Raw genomic sequence first — 25,353 nt, forward strand, 5'->3', positions numbered from 1 at the left:
GATGTCGGATCTTCTTAAAGGCAAACGCGGCCTGATCATGGGCGTGGCGAATGACCGCTCGATCGCGTGGGGTATCGCCAAGGCCATGCACGAGGCGGGCGCCGAACTGGCCTTCACCTATCAGGGTGAAGCATTCGGAAAACGGCTAGAGCCGCTGGCGCAGAGCCTGGGCAGCGATTTCATGGTGGACGCAGACGTCACCGACGATGCCTCGCTGGACCGTGCCTTTGATGAGCTGGGCGAACGCTGGCCGACGATCGATTTCGTGGTGCACGCGATTGCCTACTCGGACAAATCGGAACTGACCGGGCGCTTTCTGAACACGACCCGCGCGAATTTCAAACATTCGATGGATGTATCGGCTTATTCCTTTATCGAAGTGGCCCGCCGCGCCTATCCGCTGATGAAGGACAATGGCGGCACGCTGTTGACGCTGACCTATCAGGGCTCGAATCGGGTTGTTCCGAACTACAACGTCATGGGTGTGGCCAAGGCAGCGCTGGAATCGGCGACGCGCTATCTGGCCAATGATCTTGGCCCCGAAGGCATCCGCGTCAACGCCATTTCGCCGGGTCCGATGAAGACACTGGCCGGGGCGGCCATTGGCGGCGCGCGCAAGACCTACAAGTTCTGCGACCAGAACGCGCCGATGCGGTCGAACGCCACGCTTGAGGCGGTTGGCGGCACCGCCGTTTACCTGACCTCGGACGCAGGTGCCTGCACCTCGGGCGAGATTATCAAGGTTGATGGCGGCTTCCACGTTCTGGGCATGCCACAACCCGATCACATGTGACCCGATCTTTCCCCGCCCGCGCCAAGTTTTGACCACTTTTCGCGGGCAGGGATAGCGGTATGAGTAAAGCTGACAATATCCTCGCAAACGCCTCGCGGGCGTCCCGGCGCAAACAGGGTTTCCTTGGACAGCGCGGGCGGCTTGCCCTGCTTGGCTTGACCATGCTGCTGATGCTGTTCGTGTTTTTCACACAGGCAGATGTGCGCACCGCCCTCACATCCTGGACCAGCCTGATCACAGGCTGATCCAAAAGACTGACACAATTCCGGTCAGTTGATCGACACAACCTCAATATCGAAAATCAGATCCTGCCCTGCCAGTGGGTGGTTGGCGTCCAGCGTCACGGTTGCCTCATCCGCCTCGACCACGGTCACCGGCACGGCCTGCCCGTCGGGTGTCTGCATCTGCAACTGGGTGCCGGGGTCCAGCGGAATGTCGGCCGGAATGCCTTCGCGCGGGATTTGCTGACGGGCGGCGGGGTTGATCGGGCCATAGGCATCGACACAGGCAATCTCGACCCGCTTTTTCTCACCCACTGTCAGGCCGGGCATGGCCGTATCCAGCCCCGGAATGATCTGGCCTGACCCGACCACGAACTCCAGCGGGTCGCGCCCCTCAGAGCTGTCGAACACGTTGCCGTCCAACAGCGTGCCTGTGTAGTGGATGCGAACGGTGTCGCCTTGCTTGATCTCGGTCATAAATGGCCTCCGGCCGTCAAAGGGTTAAGCGGCCAACCCTAGGGGGTGACACGGTAATGTAAACCCTTCCCTCTTTTGCCCCATGAACTCTTGTGCCAACCTGCCCGCAACCGAGGGAGGGGAATTGATGCCAATCACCACATGCGTTTTCGATGCCTATGGCACATTGTTCGACGTCGCCGCCGCAGCACGGCAGGCCGCTGCCGAGCCGGGGTTCGAGAAGTTGCAGCAGAAATGGCCCGAGTTGGCCAATCACTGGCGGCTGAAACAACTGCAATACACCTGGCTGCGCGCAATCACAGACGCCCATGCGGATTTCTGGGATGTGACGCAAGACGGGCTGGACTGGGCGCTGGAGGCCACCGGACTGGACGGGGACGCCACCCTGCGCCAACGCCTACTGGACCTGTATTGGGAGTTGCAGGCTTATCCGGAGGTGCCTCAGATGCTGGCCGAATTGAAAGCCAAAGGGCTGAATACCGCGATTCTGTCCAACGGGTCGCTACCCATGCTGGACGGCGCCGTGCAATCAGCCGGGATCGGCGATGTACTGGACGATGTGCTATCGGTCGAAAGCGTCGGCATCTTCAAACCGCATTCCAGCGTCTATGACCTGGTGCAGAAACGCTTTGGCGGCACCCGCGATGAGGTGCTGTTCGTCAGCTCGAACGGATGGGATGCCGCCGGGGCCAGCGGCTATGGGTTCGTGACCGCATGGGTCAATCGCGCGGGCGAGCCGATGGACCGCTTGCCATGGACGCCAGCACATGTACTGTCCGACCTGACGACGATCCCTCAACTGGCTGGAGTTTAATGGCTTTTTTCACCACTTCTGACGGCAAACGCCTGTATTTCAGCAACACCGGGACCGGGGCTCCGGTGCTGTGTCTGGCGGGGCTAACGCGCAACAGTCTGGATTTCTCCTTCGTGGCTCCGCATCTGTCCGACCGTCGCCTGATCATGATGGATTACCGGGGGCGTGGGCGGTCGGACCATGACCCGGATTTCATGAACTATAACGTGCTGCGCGAATCTCATGACGCGATTGAGCTGTTGGACCATCTGGGGCTGGACCGCGTGGCCGTTCTGGGCACGTCGCGCGGTGGGCTGATCGCCATGGCGCTGGCCGCCAGCCACCCCGAGAGGTTGTCGGCGGTTGTCCTGAACGATGTGGGGCCGGTGATCGAAACCTCGGGCATGGCCAAGATCATGGATTACGTTGGCCGTGCGCCGGTGGCCAAGACCTATGATGAGGCCGCGCAGGCCCTGCAACATGTGATGGCCCCGCAATTTCCCGACGTACCGCTCAGCCGGTGGCGGGCACAGGCTGAGGTGCAATATGAACAATCCGGTGAAGGCTTGGCGCTGCGCTATGACGCGAACCTGCGCAAAGCATTGCTGGAACAGGCCGCCGCCGGGGCGATCCCGGACCTTTGGATGTTCTTCGAAGCGCTGCGCGACATCCCGACCGGCGTTATTCGGGGTGCGAACTCGGACGTGTTGGGCAAAGAAACTCTGGCCGAGATGCACCAACGACACCCCGGCCTTATCTCGGTTGAGGTTCCGGGTCGCGGGCATGTTCCGTTTCTGGATGAACCACCCGCACTGGACCTGATTCACAAAATACTGGACGCCGCATGAGCACGCTGGAGATGATCGAGGCCGCAGCCCAACGGTTGCAAGGCCATGTTCGCGAAACGCCCCTTTTGACTTCGCCCTTTCTGGACGAACTGGCCGGACGCCGGGTGTTGGTGAAACCCGAATGCCTGCAACATACCGGCAGTTTCAAGTTTCGCGGCGCGTGGTCGGCGATCTCGGCCCTGCCCGAAGCGGATCGGCAGCGCGGCGTGATCGCCTTTTCCTCGGGCAACCATGCGCAGGGCGTGGCCCATGCGGCGGCCTTGCACGGGACGTCTTCGGTGATCATCATGCCTGCGGATGCCCCGCAGCTAAAGATCGACAACACCCGCGCCTTGGGCGGCGAGGTCGTCCTGTATGACCGCGCCAATGAAAGCCGGGAAGAGATTGGCGAGGCACTGGCCCGAGAACGCGGCCTGACACTGATCCGTCCCTATGATGAACCTCAGGTGATCGCCGGACAGGGCACAACCGGGCTTGAGATCGCGCGTCAGGCTGCTGCGATGGGTGTGGAACAGGCCGATGTTCTGGTCTGCTGCGGCGGCGGTGGGCTGTCCGCAGGCATCGCGCTGGCGCTTGAGGGGCACGCCCCCGGCCTGCGCGCCCGACCGGCCGAGCCTGAGGGGTTCGATGACGTCAAACGCTCGCTGGCCACGGGGCAGGTTCAAAGCAACGCGGCCACGGCCGGGAATATCTGCGACGCCATCCTGACGCCCCAGCCCGGAGAGATCACCTTTCCGATCCTGAACCGCCTCTGCGGACCGGGATTGTCAGTTTCCGAGGACGAGGCGTTGCAGGCTATGGCACATGCCTTCCTGCGTCTGAAAATCGTGCTTGAACCGGGCGGTGCGGTCGCGTTGGCCTCGGCCCTGTTTCGCCGGGACGAAATTGAGGGCGACGCGGTGATCGTCGTGGCCTCGGGCGGGAATGCCGATCCCGACATCTTTGCCAAAGCTCTGGCATTCCTGACCTGACAAATGACCCGTTTTAGGTCATTTTGAGACTTGAACGTGTGACACCGGGGATTGAGTCATGCACATCTTGGATATGGGCGAGGTGCAACTGCACTATCGTCTGGACGGCGACCCGGACGGCGCGCCGGTTGTTTTTGCCAACTCACTGGGCACGGATCTGCGCCTGTGGGATGCGATGCTGCCGCATCTGCCCAAGGGCCTGCGCATAATCCGCTATGACAAGCGCGGACACGGGCTGTCGTCACAGCCCCCTGCACCCTATTCCATGGGTGCACTGGTACGCGATGCCGAGGCTCTGCTGGATCATCTGAACGTGCGCGATTGCGTCTTTGTCGGCCTGTCCATAGGCGGGCTGATCGCGCAGGGGCTGGCCGTCAAACGCATGGACCAGATCCGCGCGCTGGTGCTGTCGAACACGGCGGCCAAGATCGGCATCCCCTCAATCTGGCAGGACCGGATGGATGCGGTGCGGCAAGGCGGGATCGAGGCGCTGGCTGATGCGACGATGGAGCGGTGGTTTTCCAAAGCGTTCCGCGCGTCGCCGGATCATCTGCTGTGGCGCAACATGATGGTGCGGCAACCAGTGGACGGCTATCTGGGCTGCTGTGCGGCCATTTCGGGCACTGATTTCTACACCCCCACCAGCGGGCTGCGCCTGCCCACGCTGGGGATTGCGGGCAGCGAGGATGGCTCGACCCCGCCCGATCTGGTCCGCGAAACGGTCGATCTGATCCCCGGTTCCAAATTTGAATTGATGCGCCGGGCTGGCCATCTGCCCTGCGTCGAACAACCGGAAGAATACGCCGCCCTGCTGCGTGGTTTTCTGACGGATATCGGACATATTTGAGGGAGAATGTTTTGGCCGATTTTCTGTTGGTTCACGGGTCTGGCCATGGTGCCTGGTGCTGGCGCGATCTGATCCCGGCGCTTGAGGCTCTGGGCCACACCGCGCGCGCCATCGACATGCCCAGCCACGGCGCGGACCCGACCCCGATTGCCGATGTCACGCTGGACGGGTGCCGCGATGCGGTCCTTGCGGCCTCGACCCCGCAAACGATCATCGTTGGCCATTCCTGGGGCGGTTATCCGATCAGCGCCGCGGCCGAGGCCAAGCCCGATGCCATGCGCGCACTGATTTATCTGTGCGCCTATGTCCCCGAAAACGGCCTGTCGATGATCGAGATGCGCAAACGCGCCCCGCGCCAGCTGATCACCGATGCGGTTGAGAAATCCACCGATGGGCTGTCCTATACGGTCAAGCCGGACCGGGTACAGGCGCTGTTCTATCACGACTGCCCGCCCGAGACGGTGCCTTGTGCGCTTGCTCGTCTGTGCCCGCAGGCCATCGCGCCACAGGACACGCCGCTGTCGCTATCCGAGAATTTCGCGCGCGTTCCAAAGGCCTATATCCGCGCCACGGACGATCACACCATCCCGCCGGAGTACCAAGAACAGATGAGCCACATCGCGCCGGACGCTTTGCGCGCGACGATCAACAGCTCTCATTCCCCGTTTTTCTCGCATCCGCGTCATCTGGCTGAAATTCTGGATGATCTGGAACGGAAACTGCCCACCGCGTAACCCTGCGTCACGGGTGCTTCACAGGTAAAGCAGACGTGCTAGGGTCCGGGTGCAACCCAACGAGCGGTCCTGATGCGCCTGCCTTTCTTGTTTGTTCTGGCCACGGTTATGGTCGATGCCATGGGCATTGGCCTTGTCCTGCCCATCATGCCCGACCTCATTGTCGAGGTTCAGGGCGGAACCCTGGCGGATGCGGCGATCTGGGGTGGCGTGCTCAGCACCGCCTTTGCCGCGATGCAGTTTATCTTTGGCCCGATTCTAGGGAACCTCTCTGACGCCTATGGACGGCGCGCGGTGCTGCTGGTGTCGCTCTGCGTGATGGCGCTGGATTACGTGGTAATGGCGGTCGCGGGCAGCCTGTGGCTGCTGCTGATCGGGCGGATTGTGGGCGGTATCACAGCCGCCACCCATGCCACGGCGGCGGCCTTCATGGCGGATGTGTCCAAGCCCCACGAAAAGGCCGCGAACTTTGGCCTTCTGGGCGCGGCCTTCGGGATCGGCTTTGTGCTGGGCCCGGTGATCGGAGGGTTGCTGAGCGAATACGGCACCCGCGCGCCCTTTTGGGCTGCGGCGGCCCTATCTGGCCTGACCTTTCTGGCGGGCCTGCTGGTGATGCCCGAGACAGTCACCGACAAAACGCGCCGCGCCTTCAGCCTGCGCCGGGCCAATCCGGTGAACTCGCTGAAAGCCATCGCCGCCCTGCCCGGTATCCGCCCGTTGCTGTGGGTTTACTTCCTGTATTCCGTGTCGATCTACGTCTACCCCGCCATCTGGGCCTATTTCACCACCGAGCGTTTCGGCTGGTCCCCGCAGATGATCGGCCTGTCGCTGGGCGTCTACGGCATCGGCATGGCCGCCGTTCAGGGTGGCCTGATCCGACCCGCGACCCGCTATCTTGGCGAACGGGTCACGATCATCTGCGGCATGGCGTTTGAGATCATCAGCTTCCTGTTGCTGAGCGTCCTGACCAATGGCTTCATCGCCCTGATGCTGATCCCTGTCACCGCAATCGGGGCCGTGGTGACCCCTGCGTTACAGGCCCTGACTTCTCGCGCCACGCCGGATTCGCAACAAGGCGAGCTTCAGGGCGTGCTCACATCCCTGCATGCGCTGTCGATGGTGATTTCCCCACTTGTGATGACCACGGTGTTCGCCCAGTTCGTCAAGCCGGACGCGCCGGTCTACCTGCCCGGGGCACCGTTCCTGCTGGCGTTGCTGCTGATGTGCGTCGGGTGCGCCCTGTTTTTGCGGGCCCGCCCTGTCGTGGCGTAAGAACGACGCTTTTCTGACGGTTTCCGCCTTGCAGCCCAAACCGTCCCGCGTCACCGTGGACGAAAGGGAAAGAGGGACAGGAATGCAAACCATCAAAGCCGCCGTGTGCCGGGCGTTTAACGAACCTCTGGTCATCGAAGACATACAAATCGCCCCTCCGGCCACGGGTGAGGTTGAGGTGACGCTGGATGCCGTGGCGATCTGCCATTCGGACATCACCTTTGCCAGCGGGGCCTGGGGCGGCCATCTGCCGGCCGTCTACGGGCATGAGGCTGCGGGAGTGATCACCGCGACCGGCGATGCGGTTGGTGATTTCAAGACCGGTGACCCGGTCGTTGTGACCCTGATCCGCGCCTGCGGGTCCTGCCCTTCTTGCGCGGGTGGTCAGCCGACGATTTGCGAAACGCCTTATGATTCGATCAACGGCCCGCTGCGCACAGCGGATGGCGGGTCACTGGATCAGGCGATGGCCTGCGGGGCCTTTGCTGAAAAGGTCGTGGTCAGCCACCGTCAGATCGTGAAGATACCTGAAACCATGCCCAAGGACGTGGCCAGCCTGCTGTCCTGCGGAGTGATCACCGGGGTTGGTGCGGCAGTGAACGCGGCCCAACTGCGGCCCGGGCAGGACGTGGTGGTCATCGGCGCGGGTGGTGTTGGGCTGAACGCCATTCAGGGGGCCCGCCTTGCCGGGGCCCGGCGCATCGTGGCCGTGGACATGACCGAAGAAAAGCTGGAAATCGCCAAGGAATTCGGCGCGACCCATGGCGTTCTGGCCAGCCTCAAGGAACCGTGGAAGGCGGCGTTCAAAGCGCTGGGCGGACGCGGTGCAGATGCGGTTCTGATCACTGTCGGGGCCATTCCAGCCTATGATCAGGCCCCCCGCTATCTGGGCCGGGGTGGCAAGGCCATCATGATCGGCATGCCGCATTCGGGCGATATGTCCACCTATGAACCGGTGGTGCTGGCGGCGCTGGGTCAAGGCGTGGTCGGGTCGAAAATGGGCGATGTGGTCATTCAGCGCGATATCCCGTGGATGATCGATCTCTATGCTCAGGGACGATTGAAACTGGATGAGCTGATTTCTGGCCGGTGGTCGCTGGACCAGATCAACGAGGCGATCGAGGACACCAAGACCGGATCGGCCAAGCGCAACGTGATCCTGTTCGACAGGGGGTGATGGCGGATGAAACTGCAGGACCTCGACATTATCGTCACCGCCCCGCCCGCGCCCGGCTGGGGTGGGCGCTATTGGATTTTGGTGAAGCTCACCACTGATACGGGGATCACAGGCTGGGGCGAATGCTATGCCTCCTCCGTTGGGCCGGATGCGATGCGCCATGTGATCCGCGATGTGTTCGAGCGGCATATGCAGGACGAAAACCCTGAGAATATCGAGCTGATGTTCCGCCGCGCCTATTCCAGCGGCTTTACACAGCGCCCCGACCTGACCGTCATGGGCGCGTTCTCGGGGCTTGAGATCGCATGCTGGGACATTCTGGGCAAGGATCGCGACCGCCCGGTTTATGCCCTGCTGGGCGGGCTGATGAATGAACGCATCCGCGCCTATACGTACCTTTACCCCCTGCCCCAGCATAACCTGACCGATTTCTGGACCTCGCCCGAACAAGCGGGCGAATGCGCCGCCGAGATGGTGCGGCGGGGCTTCACCGCCGTGAAATTCGATCCGGCCGGGCCTTACACGATCCGAGGCGGGCATATGCCTGCGATGTCCGATATCTCAATGTCCGTGGCGTTCTGCAAAGCGATCCGCGAAGCCGTGGGTGACAAGGCCGATCTGCTGTTCGGCACCCATGGCCAGTTCAACACCGCAGGGGCCATCCGTCTGGGTCAGGCGCTGGAGCCCTACTCTCCGCTTTGGTTCGAAGAGCCCACACCGCCGGATATGATCGAAGATATGGCCCGCGTCGCCCGCAATGTCCGCATCCCCGTGGCAACCGGCGAGCGGCTGACCACCAAGGCGGAATTCGGTGCCGTCCTGCGCGCAGATGCGGCTGAGATTCTGCAACCCGCTCTGGGCCGCGCCGGAGGCATCTGGGAAATGAAGAAAGTCGCCGCCATGGCCGAGGTGTTCAACGCCCAGATGGCCCCGCATCTTTATGCCGGGCCGGTGGAATGGGCGGCCAATATTCATCTGGCGGCCTCAATCCCGAACCTGCTGCTGCTGGAGACGATTGAGACACCCTTCCACGACGCCCTGATCAAAAGCACGCTGCGCGTCGAAAACGGGTTCGTCACCGCCCCGACCGCGCCCGGTCTGGGCATCGAAGTGGACGAAGATCTGGCCCGCGCGCACCCTTATTCAGGCGACGGTTTACATCTGCAAATGCAGGAAGACCCCTGCGACTATGCGAACGGGAATGCGTTCCAAGGCGGTGCCCCGGCGACCGAGGGGTGACAAACAACTACGGTCTGGGGCATATTTCAACGACTTTCAGTTGCAAGATAGGCCCTGCGTGACCACTCAGACCCAAGACATCCGGACTGACCGCCCCGAAAAGCCTGCGGACATGACAGCCAGCGCCGCCGAGGCCGCAGCCTTCCTGAAAACGCTGGCGCATGAGGGGCGCCTGATGATCCTGTGCCATCTGGGCGAAGGCGAAAAGTCAGTGGGCGAACTTGAGGAGCTGCTGCAAATCCGTCAGGCCGCCGTCAGCCAGATGCTGGCCCGGTTGCGCCATGATGGGTTGGTTTCAACCCGCCGGGAGGGCAAGGCGATTTACTACTCGCTGCGGGATGGCAACACGGCGCAGGTCATCGGGCTGCTTTACGATCTGTTCTGCAAGCCGGATGCCTAAAGCGTTTCGGGTTTAACTTGAGACATGAATACCCTGCCACGCCTGCGGCGTTCTCGGGACATTCGCTTCGCAGAGTGATTCAGGTAAAACCCGAAACGCTCTAGTTCGACACGTAGCCCGCGATCACCTGCATCAGTTTGAACGCCGTCGCGGCATCGTTTTCAACCACGGCCAGGAATTCCTCTTCGCCAATGCGCAGGCAGGACAATTGTGTTTCAGCGATCATGCTCAGTGCGCGGGGCTCTTTGCGGATCAGGCCCAGCTCACCCACAAGGGCGCCGGGGCCGACCTTGACGATCAACTGATCAGGATCTTCGGGTTGCGGAAGGTAAAGCCCTGCCTCGCCCTCCAGCACCACATAGGCACCGTCGGTGGGCTGATCGTCTTTCAGGAACACAACCTCGCCCGGTTTCGCATCGAACCATCGTGCACCAAAGGCCAGCAGGCGCAGCTGTCTACGATCAAGGCCGGAAAACAGCGGGGTCTGCTCCAGCGCGCGCAGCTTGCGCGCCAGATCGGCCGAAGCGGCACCGTCTTCTGCGACCTTGGTATCCCGTTCATCTGTCACCACACGACCTTGGCGGATTTCGACATACATGTCGAACACGTCCGGGTTTTCGAACTGGTCGTTCAGGTAGATGACCGTTGTGTCCGGCAACAGTTCACGCAGGTTTTTATAAACAGCAACCTGCGTGGCCATGTCATAGCTGGCCAGCGCGTTTTCCAGTATCAGGATATCCGGCTTTTTGATCGTTGCGCGGGTAAAGGCCAGCGGTTCGGCAAAGACCGCAGGCAGGTTCTGGCCACCAATTGCAACCGGGACGTCATAGATCAGTTCAACCACCAAGGGCCGCGCGCCGTTTTGATCCAGCACATCGACGATCACCTTGCGTGCCTCATCCGACCGACCGCCGCCGATCTGGCTGACCTTGCCGAACAAGGCGTTCTCCAACACCGTAAGACCCGGCGCAAAGGCGTCTTTGTCCAGTGGCACAAACACGTCCAGCAACCTGTCCAGCAGTTTTGCCGAATGGCTGTGGCGCAGCTCCAGGATGCGGTTCTTCAACTCATCGGTAAAGGCAGGCCCGATTTGTTCCGCCGAGATCACAAAGGGCACCGCAAGCAGGTTGGCCAGCTGTTCGTCATTCAGCCCAGAAACGCCCTCGTTCCGGGTTTTCTCGACCAGTTCCAGCGCGGTCTCATAGGTCTTGGCCTCAAGCCCCAGCTTGCGGAACAGCGGGTGATCCGTGCCGTCCAGTCCGAAGATCTGGCGCAGCATTTCGGTCACATCCCGCGTAAGGTTGATCAGAGTTTCATCCAAGCCCAGCTCGCGCAGCTGACCCAGGAAAACGGTCTGCTGGGCCAGCAGTTCTTGCGTGACCGGAACCCGCGGCGTGGCGAACAGCAGATTTTCCGCAACCGGCAAAGCGGGGTTGTATGTGCACCAGTCAAAGACCAGCGCCTGTTGATCCAGCCCGGCCTCGCGCACCGCGTTCTGAACCAGAGGGCGCAGCTCAACCAGTTTGCGGGCCAGATGCAGATGCGCATCCGCGTCAAAGACCTGTTCAGCCCCCCGCTGGAACAACGCCGCCCCGGACCCCATCCCATCAATCAGATGCAGCCACCAGTCGCGCAACTCATCCGGGGTATTCAAACCGGCCAGAGACGGGTCGAGCCATTCGGTGCGAAATGGATCGGCGCTGTTACCTGCGCGCTGCGTTTCGGCAAAGTCGGGGTCCTCGGCCTGGGAGGCCAGCGGTTTCAGGCGCATCGGCATCATCACGTTATCGCCCAATGTCCCCTGAAACATGATCGGTCGTGACGAGGCATATCCGATGCGCGCGGCCACCACGCTTTGATGCAGGGTCGCAAGGTTCTCGCCCCCGACTTCAACCCGGCCCGAACTGGGCAGGATTTCGCGTGTCAACAACTCGGCCACGGCGCGGCGATCCTCTTCGCTGGGGGCAGAGATACCAATGGTATGGCCACCCGCGAAGGTCAGGTTCAGATCGTCCAGCACCTGATTGCCATCCATATCCCGAACCGAGACCTGATCCAGTACGATGTCCCCGTTCAGATGCGGGCGCGCCTTGGGTTCACCTTCGAACAATGTCTCATCCGGCATGCCCGGCGGCGCGAACCGTTCGATCACCACATCCCAGCGCAGCGACATGTCCTGTGTCTGGTTGTAATAGGTCAGCAGTTCTTTCCAAGGCGAGCTCAGGTCTTTGTAAGCCGCCAGGGCCGCCACCAGCGCCCCCAGCGAGACCGAGCCCTGCAACACCAGAAGACCGCCCACCAGATAGAACATGAAAGGCGTCAGCTGCGAGATGAAGTTGTTGATGAACTTCATAAAGAACTTTTTCTGGTAGATCTCGAACCGGATGCCGAACAAACGCCCCAACTGTTCCGAAATCATCGCCCGGCGATACCGCCAACCGCCATTGGCGCGCAGGGTCGAGGCCCCGGCCGCGTTTTCGCCAATCTGCGCGGCCAAAATCCGCACTTCCTGAATACGCTTCTTGTTCAGCAGGTTGATCTGGCGCTGCAGCTTGGGGATCAGCCACGCCTGCAGCGGGATCAGCGCCACGGCGGCAAGCCCGAACCACACGCTTTGCAAAAACAGAAAGGACAGGATCGTGATCATCTGCCCGGCCTGCAGCACCGGCTGGCTGATTGCATCGCCCATCAAACCGCCCATCGGCTCGCTTTCGGCGGTGACCATCGAGACCATTTCACCCTGGCTGACCCGCTCGAAATAGGGTTGCGGGAAACGCAGGGCGCGGTTGATCAACTGATAGCGAAACCGGCGCAGCATCCGCTCGCTCAGGACACCTTTCATGGTGTTGATGCGCATTTTCATCAAACCGTGCGCTAGTACGGCCAGCAGAAACGCACCGCAGAGCAGAATCAGAAAGGTTGTCTGCGGCAGGTCATAGCCCATGACACTGACAACAGGGCTGGAGGCACCGATGGCGTCGTTGATGATCCGCTTTGGCAGTTCCAGCGTCAGGTACAACAGCGGAAAAAGCGTTGACGTGACGGCCAGCAGGATCAACTGATCGCGTTTTGAGTACTTCCAAATGAACTGGAAAATCGAACGTTCTATGGAACCTGCCCCTGCTATGGATCATCGATCCTATCGTGACGAAAGTGCCGCAAATCCAACACTCTGAATTTACAGCAAACTCGACCGTTGACGCAAACGGTTTCCGGTTTGATCATATATTCGCCGGATGTGAGCAAGTTTATTTGCGCAAAAAGGGATCACCCCCTAAAGTTTGCCACGGGACGATATCGGGAGGAACAATTTGACTGCCAGTATAGGCGCAGTGTTATTGATGCTCTGCTTGTTGCAGATCAAACATATGTTTGCGGATTATTACCTCCAGACTCCCAAAATGCTGTCCGGCCGTGGAACATATTTTCACTGGGGCCGGGCGCAGCATGCCGGCGTGCATGTGCTTGGATCAGTCATTGTTTTTGTGCTGTTCGGGGCCCCGTGGCCGTTCATCGTGATCATCGTCGGGTTGGAATGGATCGTGCATTTCAACATCGACTTTGCCAAAGCCAGCTATTCGGAAAAGAAAAACCTCTCGCCCACTCAGGCCGCGTTTTGGCGTGCAGCAGGGTTGGATCAGTTAATGCACAATCTCACCTATGTCGCCATGGTCTGGGCCTGGGTGACTTTCACGACCTAAATGGGCTAGGCCACATCCTCCAGCGGCGTGGAACGATAGGCGTTCAACCAGCGACGGTCCAATGCATCCAGCTTTGCAGGATCAAACCGATCAGCAACCTCCCAATACCGGCCCGACGGAACGTAGTAGCCCAATTGCTCCTCTGCCGCCTGAATGGGCGCCATCGCGTCGGTCGCAGTCAGATCGGTGTCGTCGAGCGTATCGAGCGTGACGGATGGAAACACCAATCGGCTCTCATGCCGGGACAGCCTGACGATCCGGCATCCCTGTGCCGCGCCAAACAGGGCCAACCGCGCCGATTTCGCCTCTAGCGACCTGAGGGTGACATCGGCCCGCAAGGGGTCAGCTGTTCCCGTGCCATAGAAATGGGTCTGGCCCGACCCCGGATAGATCATGTCGCAGCCGAAAAATGCCAGGACTTTGGGGCGCAAGGCGGACAAGGCCCAGTACCCTGCCGTAAACGCCATCGTTCCGCCCGCATAGACAAACCCACCATACTGGTTCTGCGCGGGAACATAATCACGCGCGGTTACAATCCGCTGATCGCGGTCAATCTGCGCCGGTCGGTTTTCGGGTGGAAAGTCTTCGGGGTGGATCAAAACGTCCCAATCGGGTCGGACGCGCCAGGCATTGTTGATGGCGACGATATGGGTAAAGGCTGCGCGTGGCCACGCGCGGGCGGCCACTGCGCTTGGTGCGCTGCCCAGTATCAGAACTCGGTTCGTCGGCTCGGTCATTCCGGGCTCCGTCTTATTCGGCCCCATGAATGTTAGAGCTTTTTGAGCGGTCGGCTAGCCCAGAACCGAAAAACTGCTTTCTTCGTTGATCGGGCGCTTGCGGGAATAGAACCCCACATCGATGGTCCGCTTGATATAGGGCAGTTCGAATTGCAGCGGTTGCGCGTCATGATCCGCGCCGCCCTCGCAATAGTCGATCAGCGCGGCCATCATCTTGCCCGCAATCGGTGCGTTCTTGTACTGATTGCCGCTGGTGCCGCAGGCCATGTAGAACCCCGGCAGGCTGGATTTGTCATAGATCGGAATCCAGTCGGTCGAGGCATCATACAAATCAACCACCCCCCGCGTTTTCGACGGTATGCCAAGGCTGGGCACCCTTTGCGCATAGCGCATCGCCTGCGTCGTCCATTGATCGGTGAAGTCGCGGTTGTAATGCACGTCATCCTCGCACCACTGATGCGGGTCGCATTCCGGGTCTTCCGAGCCGACAAGGATATGGTTGCCATGTTCGGGCCGACAATAAAGCGCAATATCGCTGTCCGACACGATGGTGCCGTCGTTTTCGAAATCGAATCCTTCAGGTGCGGGGACATGCACCACCTCTTGCCGCAAGGGACGGGTTTCGATGGTCATATCCTCCAGCACACCCGCCATACCATTGATGATGGCCGAGCCCGGCCCGGCCACGTTCACCACCACCTTGGCCCGGATGTCCTCGCCCGAGGCCAGCTTGACCCCGGCCACGCGCCCGTCTTCGGTCAGAATCTCGACCACCTCGGCCCCGGTGCGCACCTCGGCCCCGTGCTGTTTGGCGGCATCCATCAGGTTCTGCGCCGACAAGGCCGGATCGGTGACATAGCCCGCCTGCGGCCAGAACACCCCGCCCTGCATCTTGCGCCCGTTGGGTTGGCCGAACTCAGGATCATCCATGCGTTTCGGTGGTGTGAAACTGTCCAAGGAATAAACCGGCAGCCGCTCGGTAATCTTTTCAGGCGACCACTCCTCGAACGGGCACTCCAGATCGGCGCTGTTTTTCATGTGCTTGTCCAGCATCCCGTTGGCGTCGGTCTTCATCACCAGACACCCCGTCTCGCGGAACTGCGCCAGATTGGCGTCCGCAGGCAGGCCCAGATAGTCGGCCCAGTCGCGCCAGTAGTGGTACCCCTCCCACGCGAACGCGGTGCCATCGAAGGTCGAATAATGCATCCGAATGATGGCGCAAGACCCGGCGGTGGATCCATGCCCGACCTGAGCGTTGCGGTCCAGTGACAGGGTTTTCCACCCCGCCTTGGCCATCTCGAATGCGATGGCGGCGCCGATCACACCGGTGCCGATGATGATTGCGTCAGGTTGGCTCATGGCGTGTTCTTCTCCCAGTAAAACCGCGAATAGGCGCTGAACTCCTCGATCTCTTCGGCGAGCGGTTCAACACCGGTGAAAACAAACAGGTAGTGAGAGACCAGCGACAGCCGCAGCGACATCGGCTCATTCAACTGCGCCAGATCGTACCCGATCTGCATGTAGTAGAGGACACGCGCGCGCGTTTCGGCCTCGGTCTCCTCATAGTCATAGCGGATGAACATGGCCCGCAAGGCCGCTAGCCGTCGTGCATCCGACTGGTCCAGCATCCGCCGTACCTTGCCCGACCGCCGCGCCCAGTCGCGCACCGCAAAATCCAGCGCGGTGTCAAAGAGGTTGGGGTTCACCACGCAGCGCTGCACATTGCAGACAGCAGCCGTGATCGTTGCCGCAGGCAGTTCGGATTGTGCGATCAGGGCCGCCGTATTGGTCGCCTGCCATTTGGTCAGCAACGCATCCAACAGTTCCTGTCGGGACTTGAAGTACCAATAGAAAGACGACCGCGACACGGCCATACGCTCGGCCAGGTTCATCACCTTGACCTGTTCGACCCCGTCCGAGATCAGAACGTCCATCGCGACATTCAGCCAGTCGTCCCGCGTGACTTTGATATTGCCGACCAAAGGTTCGGCGTCAGGGTCATCGCGATGCAGGATGGGTTTGGTGTTCATTCAGCTCTCCGGTGGTGCGCCGCCCTCGGCGGTCCGGCGCGCGATGAAATCCTGCAGGGCATCCAGCCCGTCACTTTGTTGCGGCGGCTCAAAATTGGCCAGGATGTCCTTCCATACACCCGTCGCGCGGTGATTGGCATCGACCGAACCGCGCTCGGTCCAGGTGCCGAAATTGGCGTAGTCATGGACGTGGGGCTGATAAAACTCCGTATTGTACCGCTCCATCGTCTGGGTTGTGGCAAAGAAGTGCCCGCTGGGGTCAACCTCGCTTAGCGCTGTATCAAAGCCGATCTCGGCGGGGCCTGCCTGCGCCCCTGCGCAAAGCTCGGCCACCATGTTCAGGACCTCGGCGTCACAGATCAGCTTTTCGAAAGAAACAGACAGCCCCCCCTCCAACCACCCTGCCGAGTGGATAATCACGGTGGCCCCGGCCATCAGGCCCCCCCACAGGCCAAACTGGTTCTCATTCGCCGCCTGAACGTCGTTGATGTTCGAGGCCGATCCCGCGGCCGACCGCCACGGAAGGCCCAGATGCCGCGCAAGTTGTCCGGCGGCCAGCGATGCCTGAAAATGCGAGGGCGTTCCAAAGGCCGGCGCGCCCGATTTCATGTCCACATTGCTGGTGAACGTCCCATAACACACGGGCGCTCCGGGGTTGGTCAATTGGGTCAGGGTCAGGGCCGCCAGAGCCTCGGCATGGGATAGCGTGATCGCGCCCGCCACCGTAATCGGGGCCATCGCGCCCATCAAAGTAAAGGGCGTGATAATGGACATCTGGCCATGCCGCGCGAAATCGATAAGCCCCTGCGCCATGGGAATGTCCAGCGTGCGCGGGCTGTTGGTGTTGATGATCGTATAACAATGTGGGTTTGCGCGGAACTCCTCATCACTGAGCCCGCGCGCGGTGGACAGCATTTCAAAGCAATCCATGACCTGCGGCGTCCCGCGCGAGAAGAAGAACGGGAATTTGTCCGTCAGCTCCATCTGCGCCTGTGTGGTGAAATAGTGGCGCAGATGGGTCGGCACATCCTGCGGCTCGACCTGGGGTGAGATCATCTGGAACACATCGAAATGATGGGTCAGTTTCAGAAATTCCAGATAATCCCGCCCTGTCGCGGGTCGCCGCCCGCGTTCCAGATCGGTGGCATTGGGTGCCCCTGCCCCCGGCTGAAACACCAGCGACCCCAGCTCCAACGTGAAATCGCGACGGCGTGCACCGGCGCGACACTTGATGGATTTAGGGGCCGAGGCAACAGCGGCCTCAACCATATCGCGCCCGATAAAGACCATCTCGCTATCTTCATCCACACGCGCGCCTGCGGTGGCAAAGATACGTCGCGCCTCGGGCAGCAGGACCTTGACCCCAAGCTCTTGCAGGAGGCGCAGCGCGGTCTCGTGCATATCCGCGATCTGGTCTGCGGGGAACACCTCCATCTGCGGAAAGGGGTTCTGCAACTGGCGATAGTTCACATCGCGGCTGGGGGGCGGCGCGGCTTCGGCCCCGCGCCCCCGCCGTCTGCGGCCGCGTTCTGACGTTTGCGAGATCACCATCAGCCCCTCATCGCCTTGCCTTGCGGGTCATAGGGCGACGGCGCGATGACCCGTGCGGGCCGTTCAACGCCAACCACATGCACTGTCAGCTCGGTGCCCGGTGCGGCCTTGTCCCGGTCAACCAAAGCCATCGCCAGCGATTTGCCGGTATAGTGCCCATAGCCGCCCGAGGTCACAAAACCCACGCGATCACCCCCCGACCAGATCGGTTCATACCCACTGGCGTCGGCATCCAGCGCGTCCACCTCCAATGTCACCTGAACCTGCGCCGGGCCGTTGCCATCGCGTTCGGCCAGAGCGGCCTCTTTGCCGACAAAATCCTTATCCCAGTCGATCCAGCGATCCATGCCCGTCATCCCGGGCGTATAGAGTTGCGTGAATTCCGCCGACCAAATGCCAAAGCTCTTCTCCAACCGCGTGGACAGCATTGCGTTGAAACCGCACTCGCGGATGCCCTCATCTGCGCCCGCCTCAAGCAGCATCCGGCGCAGTTTGATGTGATCACCATAGCGGCAGTTGATCTCGTACCCTTTCTCACCCGTCACCGACATGCGTGCGACGCGGGCACGGACGAGGCCAATGTCGAAGCTACCGCACCCCATGAATTTCAGGCCCGAGATGTCCTGCTCTGCCAGCTTCTCGACCACCGCCTGCGATTTCGGACCGACCACGGCGAACCCACAGTATTCTTCGCCCAGATCGCGAATATCTACGCCATCCATCATATGGTCATCGAACCAGCGCATATGCCAGGCGCGCAGGTAATAGCTGCCCATGATCCACCAGGTGCCATCTCCCCAGTTGAGCACGGTCAGATCGCCCTTGAGGCGACCGTTCTCACCCAACATCGGGGCCAGCTTGGCGCGACCCGGCGCAGGCAGTTTCGAGGCCATGACCTGATCCAGCCACGCCTCGGCGTTCGGGCCGGTCACCTCGAATCGCGAAAAGCCCGAGATGTCCAGCAGGCCAACCCCTTCGCGCAGGGCTTTGCACTCCTCAGCCACAATATCATGCGCGTTCGAGCGTTTCAGGGTCGGTGTTTCTTCAAACCCTTTCGGCGCGAAATAGAGCGGCACCTCAAGATCCCAGCTGACGCCCCATTTGCACCCGGCCTCGGTCATCGCGTCATGCGCGGGGGCCATTTTCAGTGGACGGCCCGCGGGCAGTTGCTCATTGGGATAGGTCATCACGAACCGGCGCGAATAGAACTGACCCGTGGTCTCACGAATATAGCGTTTGTTCTGCGCAAAATCGCCATAGCGCGCCACGTCCATAGGCCATGCGTCGGCCTCGGGCTCACCATGGATCATCCACTCGGCCAGCGTTTTGCCGACGCCACCGCCCTGCAGGAACCCGGCCATCACCGCGCAGGCCGACCAATAGCCCCGCTTGCCCGGCACTGGCCCGACCAGAGGGTTGCCATCCGGCGAGAAGGTGAATGCGCCGTTCACCCATGTCTTGATACCCACATTCTGGATTGAGGGGTAGCGTTCGAAACCCAGCGTCAGCTCGTTCTCGATCCGGTCAAGCTGTTCCTGAAACAGTTCTTCGCCATAGTTCCACGGCGCGCCGTCCATGGCCCAGTGTTCGTGATCGATCTCATAGATACCAACCAGAACACCCTTTTGATCCTGCCGCATATAGGTGAACCCTTCGAGGTCCACGGTCATCGGCATCTCAAATTCAGCCTCGGCTACTTCAGGCACTGTATCAGTGATCAGATAGTGGTGTTTCAACGGGGATACCGGCAGCTCAACCCCTGCCATGCGTCCCACCTGCTTGGCCCACAGGCCCGCCGCGTTGACCACATGCTCGCAGGTGATGGTGCCCCGGTCGGTAACGACCTGCCAGCCATCGGCGGTCTGGATCAGTTCCTCGACCTTGGTTTCTTCATAGTATTCAGCCCCACGCTTCTTGGCCGCTGTCGCATAAGCCTGCACCGTGCCGGTCGTGTCGATATAGCCCTCGCGATCCGCCCACATTGCGCCCAGCACCCCATCGGTGGACATGATCGGGCAACGCTTCTGCGCTTCTTCGGGGGACAGCAGCTCACAGTCATCAATCCCGATGGACTGGAAGATGCGATAATTGGCCTGCAGCCATTCCCAGCGTTCCGGCGTACCGGCCAGTGTCAGACCGCCGGTCATGTGCAGGCCGATATTCTGGCCGGACTCTTTTTCGATCTCGCTCAGCAGGTCGATGGTGTAGGACTGCAACGACGCCATGTTCGGATCGGCGTTCAGCGCGTGCACCCCGCCCGCCGCATGCCACGAAGAGCCCGAGGCCAGCCGCCGCCGCTCCAGCATGACCACATCCGACCAGCCGAACTTGGCCAGATGATACAGGACCGAGGCGCCCACGACGCCGCCCCCGATGACCACAACGCGATACTGAGATTTCATCCTGCCCTCCGCCACATGACTCGGACAGAACGCTAGATGCACTGTTCACATCTGTCTAGACATTTCTGTACAGTTCCGATCACACGGCTTGGTCACCGCTTTTGCCTGTCTTTAAAGCTGAGCGCTGGGCCGGGTGGCGATCTTTTCAAACCACGCCAAAGTGGTTGGATTTTCCTGCGGAATCCGCCGTTTGATCACGCGGGCAAAATCGACAAAGACAAACCCCGTGATGTCGGCCAAAGTAAACTCGGGCCCCGCGATAAAGGCGCTTTCCGATAGCCGCGCTTCGAGCAGGTCAAAGAATTGACCCACACGCGCCGCCCCCCTTTGCGCCAGTTCGGGGATCTGAGCGTGATTCCCGGCCCCGGGAATCGCGCGGTTGGCAAAGGCGGGATGGGTGTTGCGCAACGTCTCGGCAATTGGCACGCCGCCCTGTTGTTCGATGATGCTGTTCCACATCAGAACCAGACCTTTCTCGTCCGGGCTGCGCCCCATCAGCGGCGGTTCGGGAAATTGCGCCTCAAGATAGGCGGCGACCCCGAGGTTCTCGGTCAGAATTGTACCATCTTCGGTGACCAAAACCGGCAGGGTTGCATTTGGATTGACGGCTCTGAACGCCTCGCTCATTTGTTCGCCCTTGGCGATTGAGATCTCGCGCGTTTCGATCGTCAGCCCTTTTTCCGCGATGAACATGCGGGCGCGGCGCGGGTTGGGGGCGGTTGAGCAATCGTAGAACAGCATGGCGTCCTCTTACCTGCGATAGATGAAACACCGCCCGTCGACCGCGCCGGGCGGCAGAGGCAGTTCAGTCAGCCCGTCGAAATACATCCGGTCGCTGGACACCATCAGCCCGCCTTCGGCCAGCAGCGGTTCGATCAAGGGCGACACAAAACGGGCAAAGGCATCGTTCTTTTCCCGGTTATGCCCGCCAAGATCGGCATGAATCAAACTGGCGGTTGCCCCGAACCGATCCAGAGACGCAGGCAGCGTTTCGCGCACATCGCCCAAAATGACCCGATCCTCGGGCGGGGTCGAATCCGGATGCGATGCAACCGCGCGCTCAAACACGTAAACAGGGCGGTTTTTAACATATTGGACCATGTGGTGATATGTACGCCCGTTGCCCAGGCCCAATTCGAACACCGGCCCGGTCATGCCGCGGGTTTCAGCGATGGCAAAATCCAGACAGGCACGCTGCGACACCATACGGTCGATGAATAGATCCAGTCGGCTTTGTTCGTCGGACACTGGGAAATCTCTCCTTGATAGTTGTCGGTATTCAGATGGGGCCGACACGGCTTTTGATGGCAAATCCTCAAGACTTTGTGTAGGCAAATTGGCGTCGGTTTCACAAAACCGCGACATTTCTGCCCAAGAACGTGTTTGACTAGTCGGGGCCAACCGCGCGAAACTGCGCAAAAAAACACGGGGAGTTGATCAAGCCGATGCCGAGCTACGGCCTAACGGGTGGAATACCCGCATGACTGCGTTGTTGTCTGTCCGCGATCTGAGTATCGGATTCGGGACGGGTGAGCCCGTTGTCAAAGGTGTCAGCTTTGACGTCGAGGCTGGTCAGACGCTGGCGCTGGTGGGTGAGTCCGGATCGGGCAAAACGATCTCGTGCCGGGCGGCTCTTCGGATTTTGCCTCGGACAGCGCAGATTCGCAGCGGTACAATTATTCTGAATGATTCCAAGGGCAAGGACGACCTGACGCAGATCAGCGAAAAGCAGATGCGCGGGATTCGGGGCAATCGCATTTCGATGATCTTTCAGGAACCGATGCGGTCCCTGTCGCCCCTGCATAAGATCGGCAATCAGGTGTCCGAAGTTCTGTGGCTGCATCGCGGCGCGTCCGAAGCGCAGGCCCGCAAAGAGGTGCTGACGCAGTTTGAGCGCGTTGGGTTTCCCGACCCTCAGCGCGCCTATGATTCCTATCCGTTCGAACTGTCCGGCGGCATGCGCCAGCGGGCCATGATCGCGATGGCGATGGTCGCCAAGCCCGAGCTTTTGATCGCGGATGAGCCGACCACAGCGCTGGATGTGACAACGCAGGCGCAGGTTCTGGGGCTGATCAAAGAATTGCAGCGCGAAACCGGCATGGCACTGATCCTTGTGACCCATGATCTGGGCGTTGTGGCCAATATGGCCGAACAGGTTGTCGTCATGCACAAGGGCCGCGTGATGGAGGCCGGGGCCGCCGCCCCCATCCTGACCGCCCCCGCGCATCCCTATACGCAGCAATTGTTCGACGCCGCCCCCGCGATCCCCGACAAGGACGCCGTTGGGCTGCCCATGCCGGACGAAGACCTGATCCTGCAGATGAAGAGCGTGTCCAAGACCTATACCATGCGCTCCAGCAAGGGGTGGCAGGGGGAACGCCTGATCCACGCCTGCCGCGGTGTCGATCTGAACCTTGCGCGCGGCAAGACACTCGCGATTGTGGGGGAAAGCGGATCGGGCAAAACCACCGCCGCCCGGATCGCACTTGGCGCCGAGCCGCCCGACCCCGGCGGAGAGGTACTGTTCCGCAGCTCAGACACCCAAGACCCGATCACGGTCCACAAGATGACCCGCGCCCAGCGCACCGCGTTTCAGCGCAAGGCGCAAATGGTGTTTCAGGACCCCTACAGCTCACTCAGCCCGCGCATGCGCATTCAGGATGCGATGACCGAACCGCTGGAAATTCACAGGATCGGCACCACCTCCGAACAACGGGACAAAGCCGCCGAGATGCTGCAACGGGTCGGGTTGAACGCCGACATGCTGAAACGCTATCCGCACGCCTTTTCCGGCGGCCAGCGTCAGCGCCTGTCCATTGCCCGCGCCATGATGCTGGACCCGCAACTGATCGTCTGCGATGAGCCGACCTCGGCGCTGGATGTGTCAGTGCAGGAACAAATACTGACATTGCTGGAAAACCTGCAGGACAGCCTGAACCTGTCCTACTTTTTCATCTCGCACGATCTGGCGGTTGTGGCACGCATCGCCGATGAGGTTGCCGTGATGCGTCGGGGTCTGATCGTTGAACAGGCCCCGCCCGAGACGCTTTTCTACAATCCCAGTCACCCCTACACCAAGGCGCTTATTGCTGCTCAGCCTGAACCGGACATAAACCGGCCCATCGACCTGAAATTGGTTGCGTTGGGCGCTGGTTCGCCAGACAGTTGGGAAGACGCCTTCCGATTTACCGACTCCGTGATACCTTCACTGGTAGAGATGGAGCCCGGACACAAGGTAAGATGCCATGTTTAAGACCACTCGCCCCCTGTTACTGGCCGCCACGATGGCCATCGCATGGATGGGGCCCGCCACGGCCGATACACCGACACCGCAAGAAAGCGCGTTCTGGGCCAGCGAAGTGGCCGCAGGCAATCTGCCCGCCGTTGAGGACCGCCTGCCGGATGAACCGCTGGTGGTTGACATGGCTGCCAAAGGGCGTGAGTTCGGAAAACAGGGCGGCACGCTACGCACGATGATCACGCGCAATAAGGACATCCGTCAGATGGTGGTCTACGGCTATGCGCGCCTGGTCGGGTTCAACGAAAACTACGAAATCGTCCCTGATCTGCTGGAATCCTTTGAGAATGAGGATAACCGCAAATTCACCCTGAATCTGCGCGAAGGTCATAAATGGTCGGACGGTTCGCCCTTCACATCCGAGGATTTCCGCTATTGGTGGGAGGATGTTGCCAATAACGAACTTCTCAGCCCCTCGGGCCCGCCGGACTTTCTGATTGTCGAGGGCAAGACGCCCACCGTCAGCTTTCCGGACGAAACAACCGTTGTTTTTGAATGGGCGGACCCCAACCCCGATTTTCTGCAATCGCTGGCACAGGCGCGCCCCCCTTTCATCTATCGCCCGGCTGAGTTTCTGAAACAGTACCACGAGGATTATGCCGAAGCGGAAGAACTGGCCTTTCTGGTCGAAGACACCCGCGTCAAAAGCTGGGCGGCGCTGCACAACAAGCTGGACAATCTGTACAAGTTCGACAACCACGAATTGCCCACGCTGCAGCCATGGCTGAACGCCAGCTCGGGCAAGAAAATCCGGCACAATTTTGTACGCAATCCCTATTTCCACCGTATCGACAGCAAGGGCGTGCAATTGCCCTATATCGATGTGGTCGAGATGGAGATCGTGGCCCCCGGTCTGGTTGCCGCCAAGACGAATGCGGGCGAAACCGATCTGCAGGGGCGTGGTCTGGCGTTCCGCGATGCCTCGATCCTGAAAAAAGGCGAGGCGGGCGGGAACTACAAAACCCTGCTGTGGAAAACCGGCGTGGCCTCGCAGATTGCGATCTATCCGAACCTGAACTTTGCCGATGACGGCTGGCGCGAGGTTCTGCGCGATGTCCGCGTGCGTCGCGCCCTGTCGATGGCCATTGACCGAAACACCATCAATCAGGCCCTGTATTTCAAACTGGCCCAACCCGGTGCCATGTCGGTTCTGCCCGCTTCGCCTTTTTATGACGAGAAAAACGCGCAGGCCTGGGCGCAGTTTGACATCGAAGCAGCCAACGCGCTTCTGGACGAGGCCGGCCTGAACAACCGCGACAAATATGGCATCCGCCTGCTGCCCGACGGACGCCCGATGGAGCTGGTCATTGAAACCGCCGGCGAGCGGCAAGAGGTTGAAAACGCGCTGCAAATCGTCACCGACACATGGCGCGAGATTGGTGTCGATCTGGTGATGCGTCCGTTGGACCGCGATATCCTGCGTAACCGTGTCTTTGCAGGCAACACCATGGCGTCGGTCTGGTTTGGCTGGGATGACGGCATTCCGCAGGCCCATACCTCTCCGGCTTATCTGGCACCGACCGATCAGGTGTTTCTGGCCTGGCCGAAATGGGGCCAGTATTACCAGACCGGCGGAGATGTCGGCGAAGCCCCCGACATGCCCGAAGCTGAACGCCTGATGCAACTGGCCCATGATTGGGAGATCGCCACCACGGATGAAGAGCGTGAGGCCGTCTGGGCCGAGATGCTGAACATCCACGCAGATCAGCTCTATGCGATTGGTATCCTGAACGGTGCGCCGCAACCGATTGTGGTGTCGAACCGCCTGCGGAACGTGCCCGAACAGGCCATGTGGGCGTGGGAGCCAGGAGCCCATTTCGGCATCCACCGGCCGGACGAATTCTTTTTCGCCGACTGATCAG

The 25,353-nt window shown here is 60.7% G+C and carries 23 protein-coding genes; 14 read left to right on the forward strand and 9 right to left on the reverse strand.

From position 1 onward, the window contains the following. Position 1 precedes the first annotated feature (1 nt). Both ACRZ94_RS09885 and ACRZ94_RS09890 read left to right on the forward strand, forming a co-directional pair. Positions 2-793, forward strand: coding sequence for an enoyl-ACP reductase FabI (locus ACRZ94_RS09885; RefSeq protein ID WP_480652770.1), 792 nt, complete (start codon positions 2-4; stop codon positions 791-793). A 59-nt stretch (positions 794-852) separates the two neighbouring features. Then, a complete protein-coding gene (locus ACRZ94_RS09890; RefSeq protein ID WP_480652772.1) occupies positions 853-1,038 on the forward strand; it encodes a hypothetical protein in 186 nt (61 codons plus the stop codon). A 24-nt stretch (positions 1,039-1,062) separates the two neighbouring features. Here ACRZ94_RS09890 and ACRZ94_RS09895 read toward each other — a convergent pair whose 3' ends face one another. Then, positions 1,063-1,491, reverse strand: coding sequence for an FKBP-type peptidyl-prolyl cis-trans isomerase (locus ACRZ94_RS09895; protein ID WP_480652774.1), 429 nt, complete (start codon positions 1,489-1,491; stop codon positions 1,063-1,065). Between the two features lie 127 nt (positions 1,492-1,618). Between ACRZ94_RS09895 and ACRZ94_RS09900 the strand changes: the two genes are divergently transcribed. The 9 genes from ACRZ94_RS09900 (at position 1,619) to ACRZ94_RS09940 (ending at position 9,772) form a co-directional block, all read left to right on the forward strand. Beyond that, positions 1,619-2,305 (forward strand): haloacid dehalogenase type II, encoded by a 687-nt coding sequence (locus ACRZ94_RS09900; RefSeq protein WP_480797232.1) that lies wholly within the window; start codon positions 1,619-1,621, stop codon positions 2,303-2,305. Next, a complete protein-coding gene (locus ACRZ94_RS09905) occupies positions 2,305-3,132 on the forward strand; it encodes an alpha/beta fold hydrolase (protein WP_480797233.1) in 828 nt (275 codons plus the stop codon). Before ACRZ94_RS09900 ends, ACRZ94_RS09905 begins: the two co-directional genes overlap by 1 nt. Continuing rightward, the gene (locus ACRZ94_RS09910) at positions 3,129-4,103 is read left to right on the forward strand and encodes a threonine ammonia-lyase (RefSeq protein WP_480652780.1); all 975 of its coding nucleotides are present in this window, start codon (positions 3,129-3,131) and stop codon (positions 4,101-4,103) included. Before ACRZ94_RS09905 ends, ACRZ94_RS09910 begins: the two co-directional genes overlap by 4 nt. Before the next feature lie 58 nt (positions 4,104-4,161). After that, the gene (pcaD, locus tag ACRZ94_RS09915; RefSeq protein WP_480797234.1) at positions 4,162-4,950 is read left to right on the forward strand and encodes a 3-oxoadipate enol-lactonase; all 789 of its coding nucleotides are present in this window, start codon (positions 4,162-4,164) and stop codon (positions 4,948-4,950) included. 11 nt (positions 4,951-4,961) lie between these two features. Then, positions 4,962-5,684 carry an alpha/beta fold hydrolase gene (locus ACRZ94_RS09920; protein WP_480797235.1) on the forward strand — a complete coding sequence of 241 codons (723 nt, stop codon included), beginning with the start codon at positions 4,962-4,964 and terminating at the stop codon, positions 5,682-5,684. 72 nt (positions 5,685-5,756) lie between these two features. Next, on the forward strand, positions 5,757-6,956 hold the full coding sequence (locus ACRZ94_RS09925) for a TCR/Tet family MFS transporter (protein ID WP_480797236.1): 1,200 nt from the start codon (positions 5,757-5,759) through the stop codon (positions 6,954-6,956). Positions 6,957-7,038: 82 nt separating this feature from the next. Further along, positions 7,039-8,133: a Zn-dependent alcohol dehydrogenase gene (locus ACRZ94_RS09930; protein ID WP_480652787.1), complete on the forward strand. Its 1,095-nt coding sequence runs from the start codon at positions 7,039-7,041 to the stop codon at positions 8,131-8,133. 6 nt (positions 8,134-8,139) lie between these two features. Then, a complete protein-coding gene (locus ACRZ94_RS09935) occupies positions 8,140-9,372 on the forward strand; it encodes a mandelate racemase/muconate lactonizing enzyme family protein (protein WP_480652788.1) in 1,233 nt (410 codons plus the stop codon). A gap of 112 nt (positions 9,373-9,484) precedes the next feature. Further along, a complete protein-coding gene (locus tag ACRZ94_RS09940) occupies positions 9,485-9,772 on the forward strand; it encodes an ArsR/SmtB family transcription factor (RefSeq protein WP_480652908.1) in 288 nt (95 codons plus the stop codon). Positions 9,773-9,872: 100 nt separating this feature from the next. Here ACRZ94_RS09940 and ACRZ94_RS09945 read toward each other — a convergent pair whose 3' ends face one another. Further along, on the reverse strand, positions 9,873-12,869 hold the full coding sequence (locus tag ACRZ94_RS09945; RefSeq protein WP_480652910.1) for an ABC transporter transmembrane domain-containing protein: 2,997 nt from the start codon (positions 12,867-12,869) through the stop codon (positions 9,873-9,875). 244 nt (positions 12,870-13,113) lie between these two features. Here ACRZ94_RS09945 and ACRZ94_RS09950 point away from each other — a divergent pair, with 244 nt between their 5' ends. Continuing rightward, positions 13,114-13,473 carry a DUF3307 domain-containing protein gene (locus tag ACRZ94_RS09950; protein WP_480652790.1) on the forward strand — a complete coding sequence of 120 codons (360 nt, stop codon included), beginning with the start codon at positions 13,114-13,116 and terminating at the stop codon, positions 13,471-13,473. 5 nt (positions 13,474-13,478) lie between these two features. On the opposite strand, the gene ACRZ94_RS09955 is transcribed toward ACRZ94_RS09950, so the two are convergent. The 7 genes from ACRZ94_RS09955 to ACRZ94_RS09985 form a co-directional block, all read right to left on the reverse strand. Then, positions 13,479-14,210, reverse strand: coding sequence for a hypothetical protein (locus ACRZ94_RS09955; RefSeq protein WP_480652792.1), 732 nt, complete (start codon positions 14,208-14,210; stop codon positions 13,479-13,481). Between the two features lie 54 nt (positions 14,211-14,264). After that, on the reverse strand, positions 14,265-15,569 hold the full coding sequence (locus ACRZ94_RS09960) for an NAD(P)/FAD-dependent oxidoreductase (RefSeq protein WP_480652794.1): 1,305 nt from the start codon (positions 15,567-15,569) through the stop codon (positions 14,265-14,267). Continuing rightward, entirely contained in the window at positions 15,566-16,240 is a 675-nt protein-coding gene (locus ACRZ94_RS09965) for a TetR/AcrR family transcriptional regulator (RefSeq protein ID WP_480797237.1), read from the reverse strand. Before ACRZ94_RS09965 ends, ACRZ94_RS09960 begins: the two co-directional genes overlap by 4 nt. Further along, complete coding sequence (locus tag ACRZ94_RS09970) at positions 16,241-17,791, reverse strand: trimethylamine methyltransferase family protein (protein WP_480797238.1); 1,551 nt, start codon at positions 17,789-17,791, stop codon at positions 16,241-16,243. Then, complete coding sequence (locus tag ACRZ94_RS09975) at positions 17,791-20,193, reverse strand: GcvT family protein (RefSeq protein ID WP_480652799.1); 2,403 nt, start codon at positions 20,191-20,193, stop codon at positions 17,791-17,793. Before ACRZ94_RS09975 ends, ACRZ94_RS09970 begins: the two co-directional genes overlap by 1 nt. 111 nt (positions 20,194-20,304) lie before the next feature. Continuing rightward, the gene (locus ACRZ94_RS09980) at positions 20,305-20,934 is read right to left on the reverse strand and encodes a glutathione S-transferase family protein (RefSeq protein WP_480652801.1); all 630 of its coding nucleotides are present in this window, start codon (positions 20,932-20,934) and stop codon (positions 20,305-20,307) included. A 9-nt stretch (positions 20,935-20,943) separates the two neighbouring features. Next, positions 20,944-21,441, reverse strand: coding sequence for a class I SAM-dependent methyltransferase (locus ACRZ94_RS09985; RefSeq protein ID WP_480652803.1), 498 nt, complete (start codon positions 21,439-21,441; stop codon positions 20,944-20,946). 232 nt (positions 21,442-21,673) lie between these two features. On the opposite strand from ACRZ94_RS09985, the gene ACRZ94_RS09990 reads away from it, so the two are divergent. Then, a complete protein-coding gene (locus ACRZ94_RS09990; protein WP_480652805.1) occupies positions 21,674-23,446 on the forward strand; it encodes an ABC transporter ATP-binding protein in 1,773 nt (590 codons plus the stop codon). Continuing rightward, positions 23,439-25,349 carry an ABC transporter substrate-binding protein gene (locus tag ACRZ94_RS09995; protein WP_480797239.1) on the forward strand — a complete coding sequence of 637 codons (1,911 nt, stop codon included), beginning with the start codon at positions 23,439-23,441 and terminating at the stop codon, positions 25,347-25,349. The genes ACRZ94_RS09990 and ACRZ94_RS09995 overlap by 8 nt, the downstream gene beginning before the upstream one ends. Positions 25,350-25,353 lie beyond the last annotated feature (4 nt).

This window comes from Ruegeria sp. CH10, assembly GCF_056537125.1.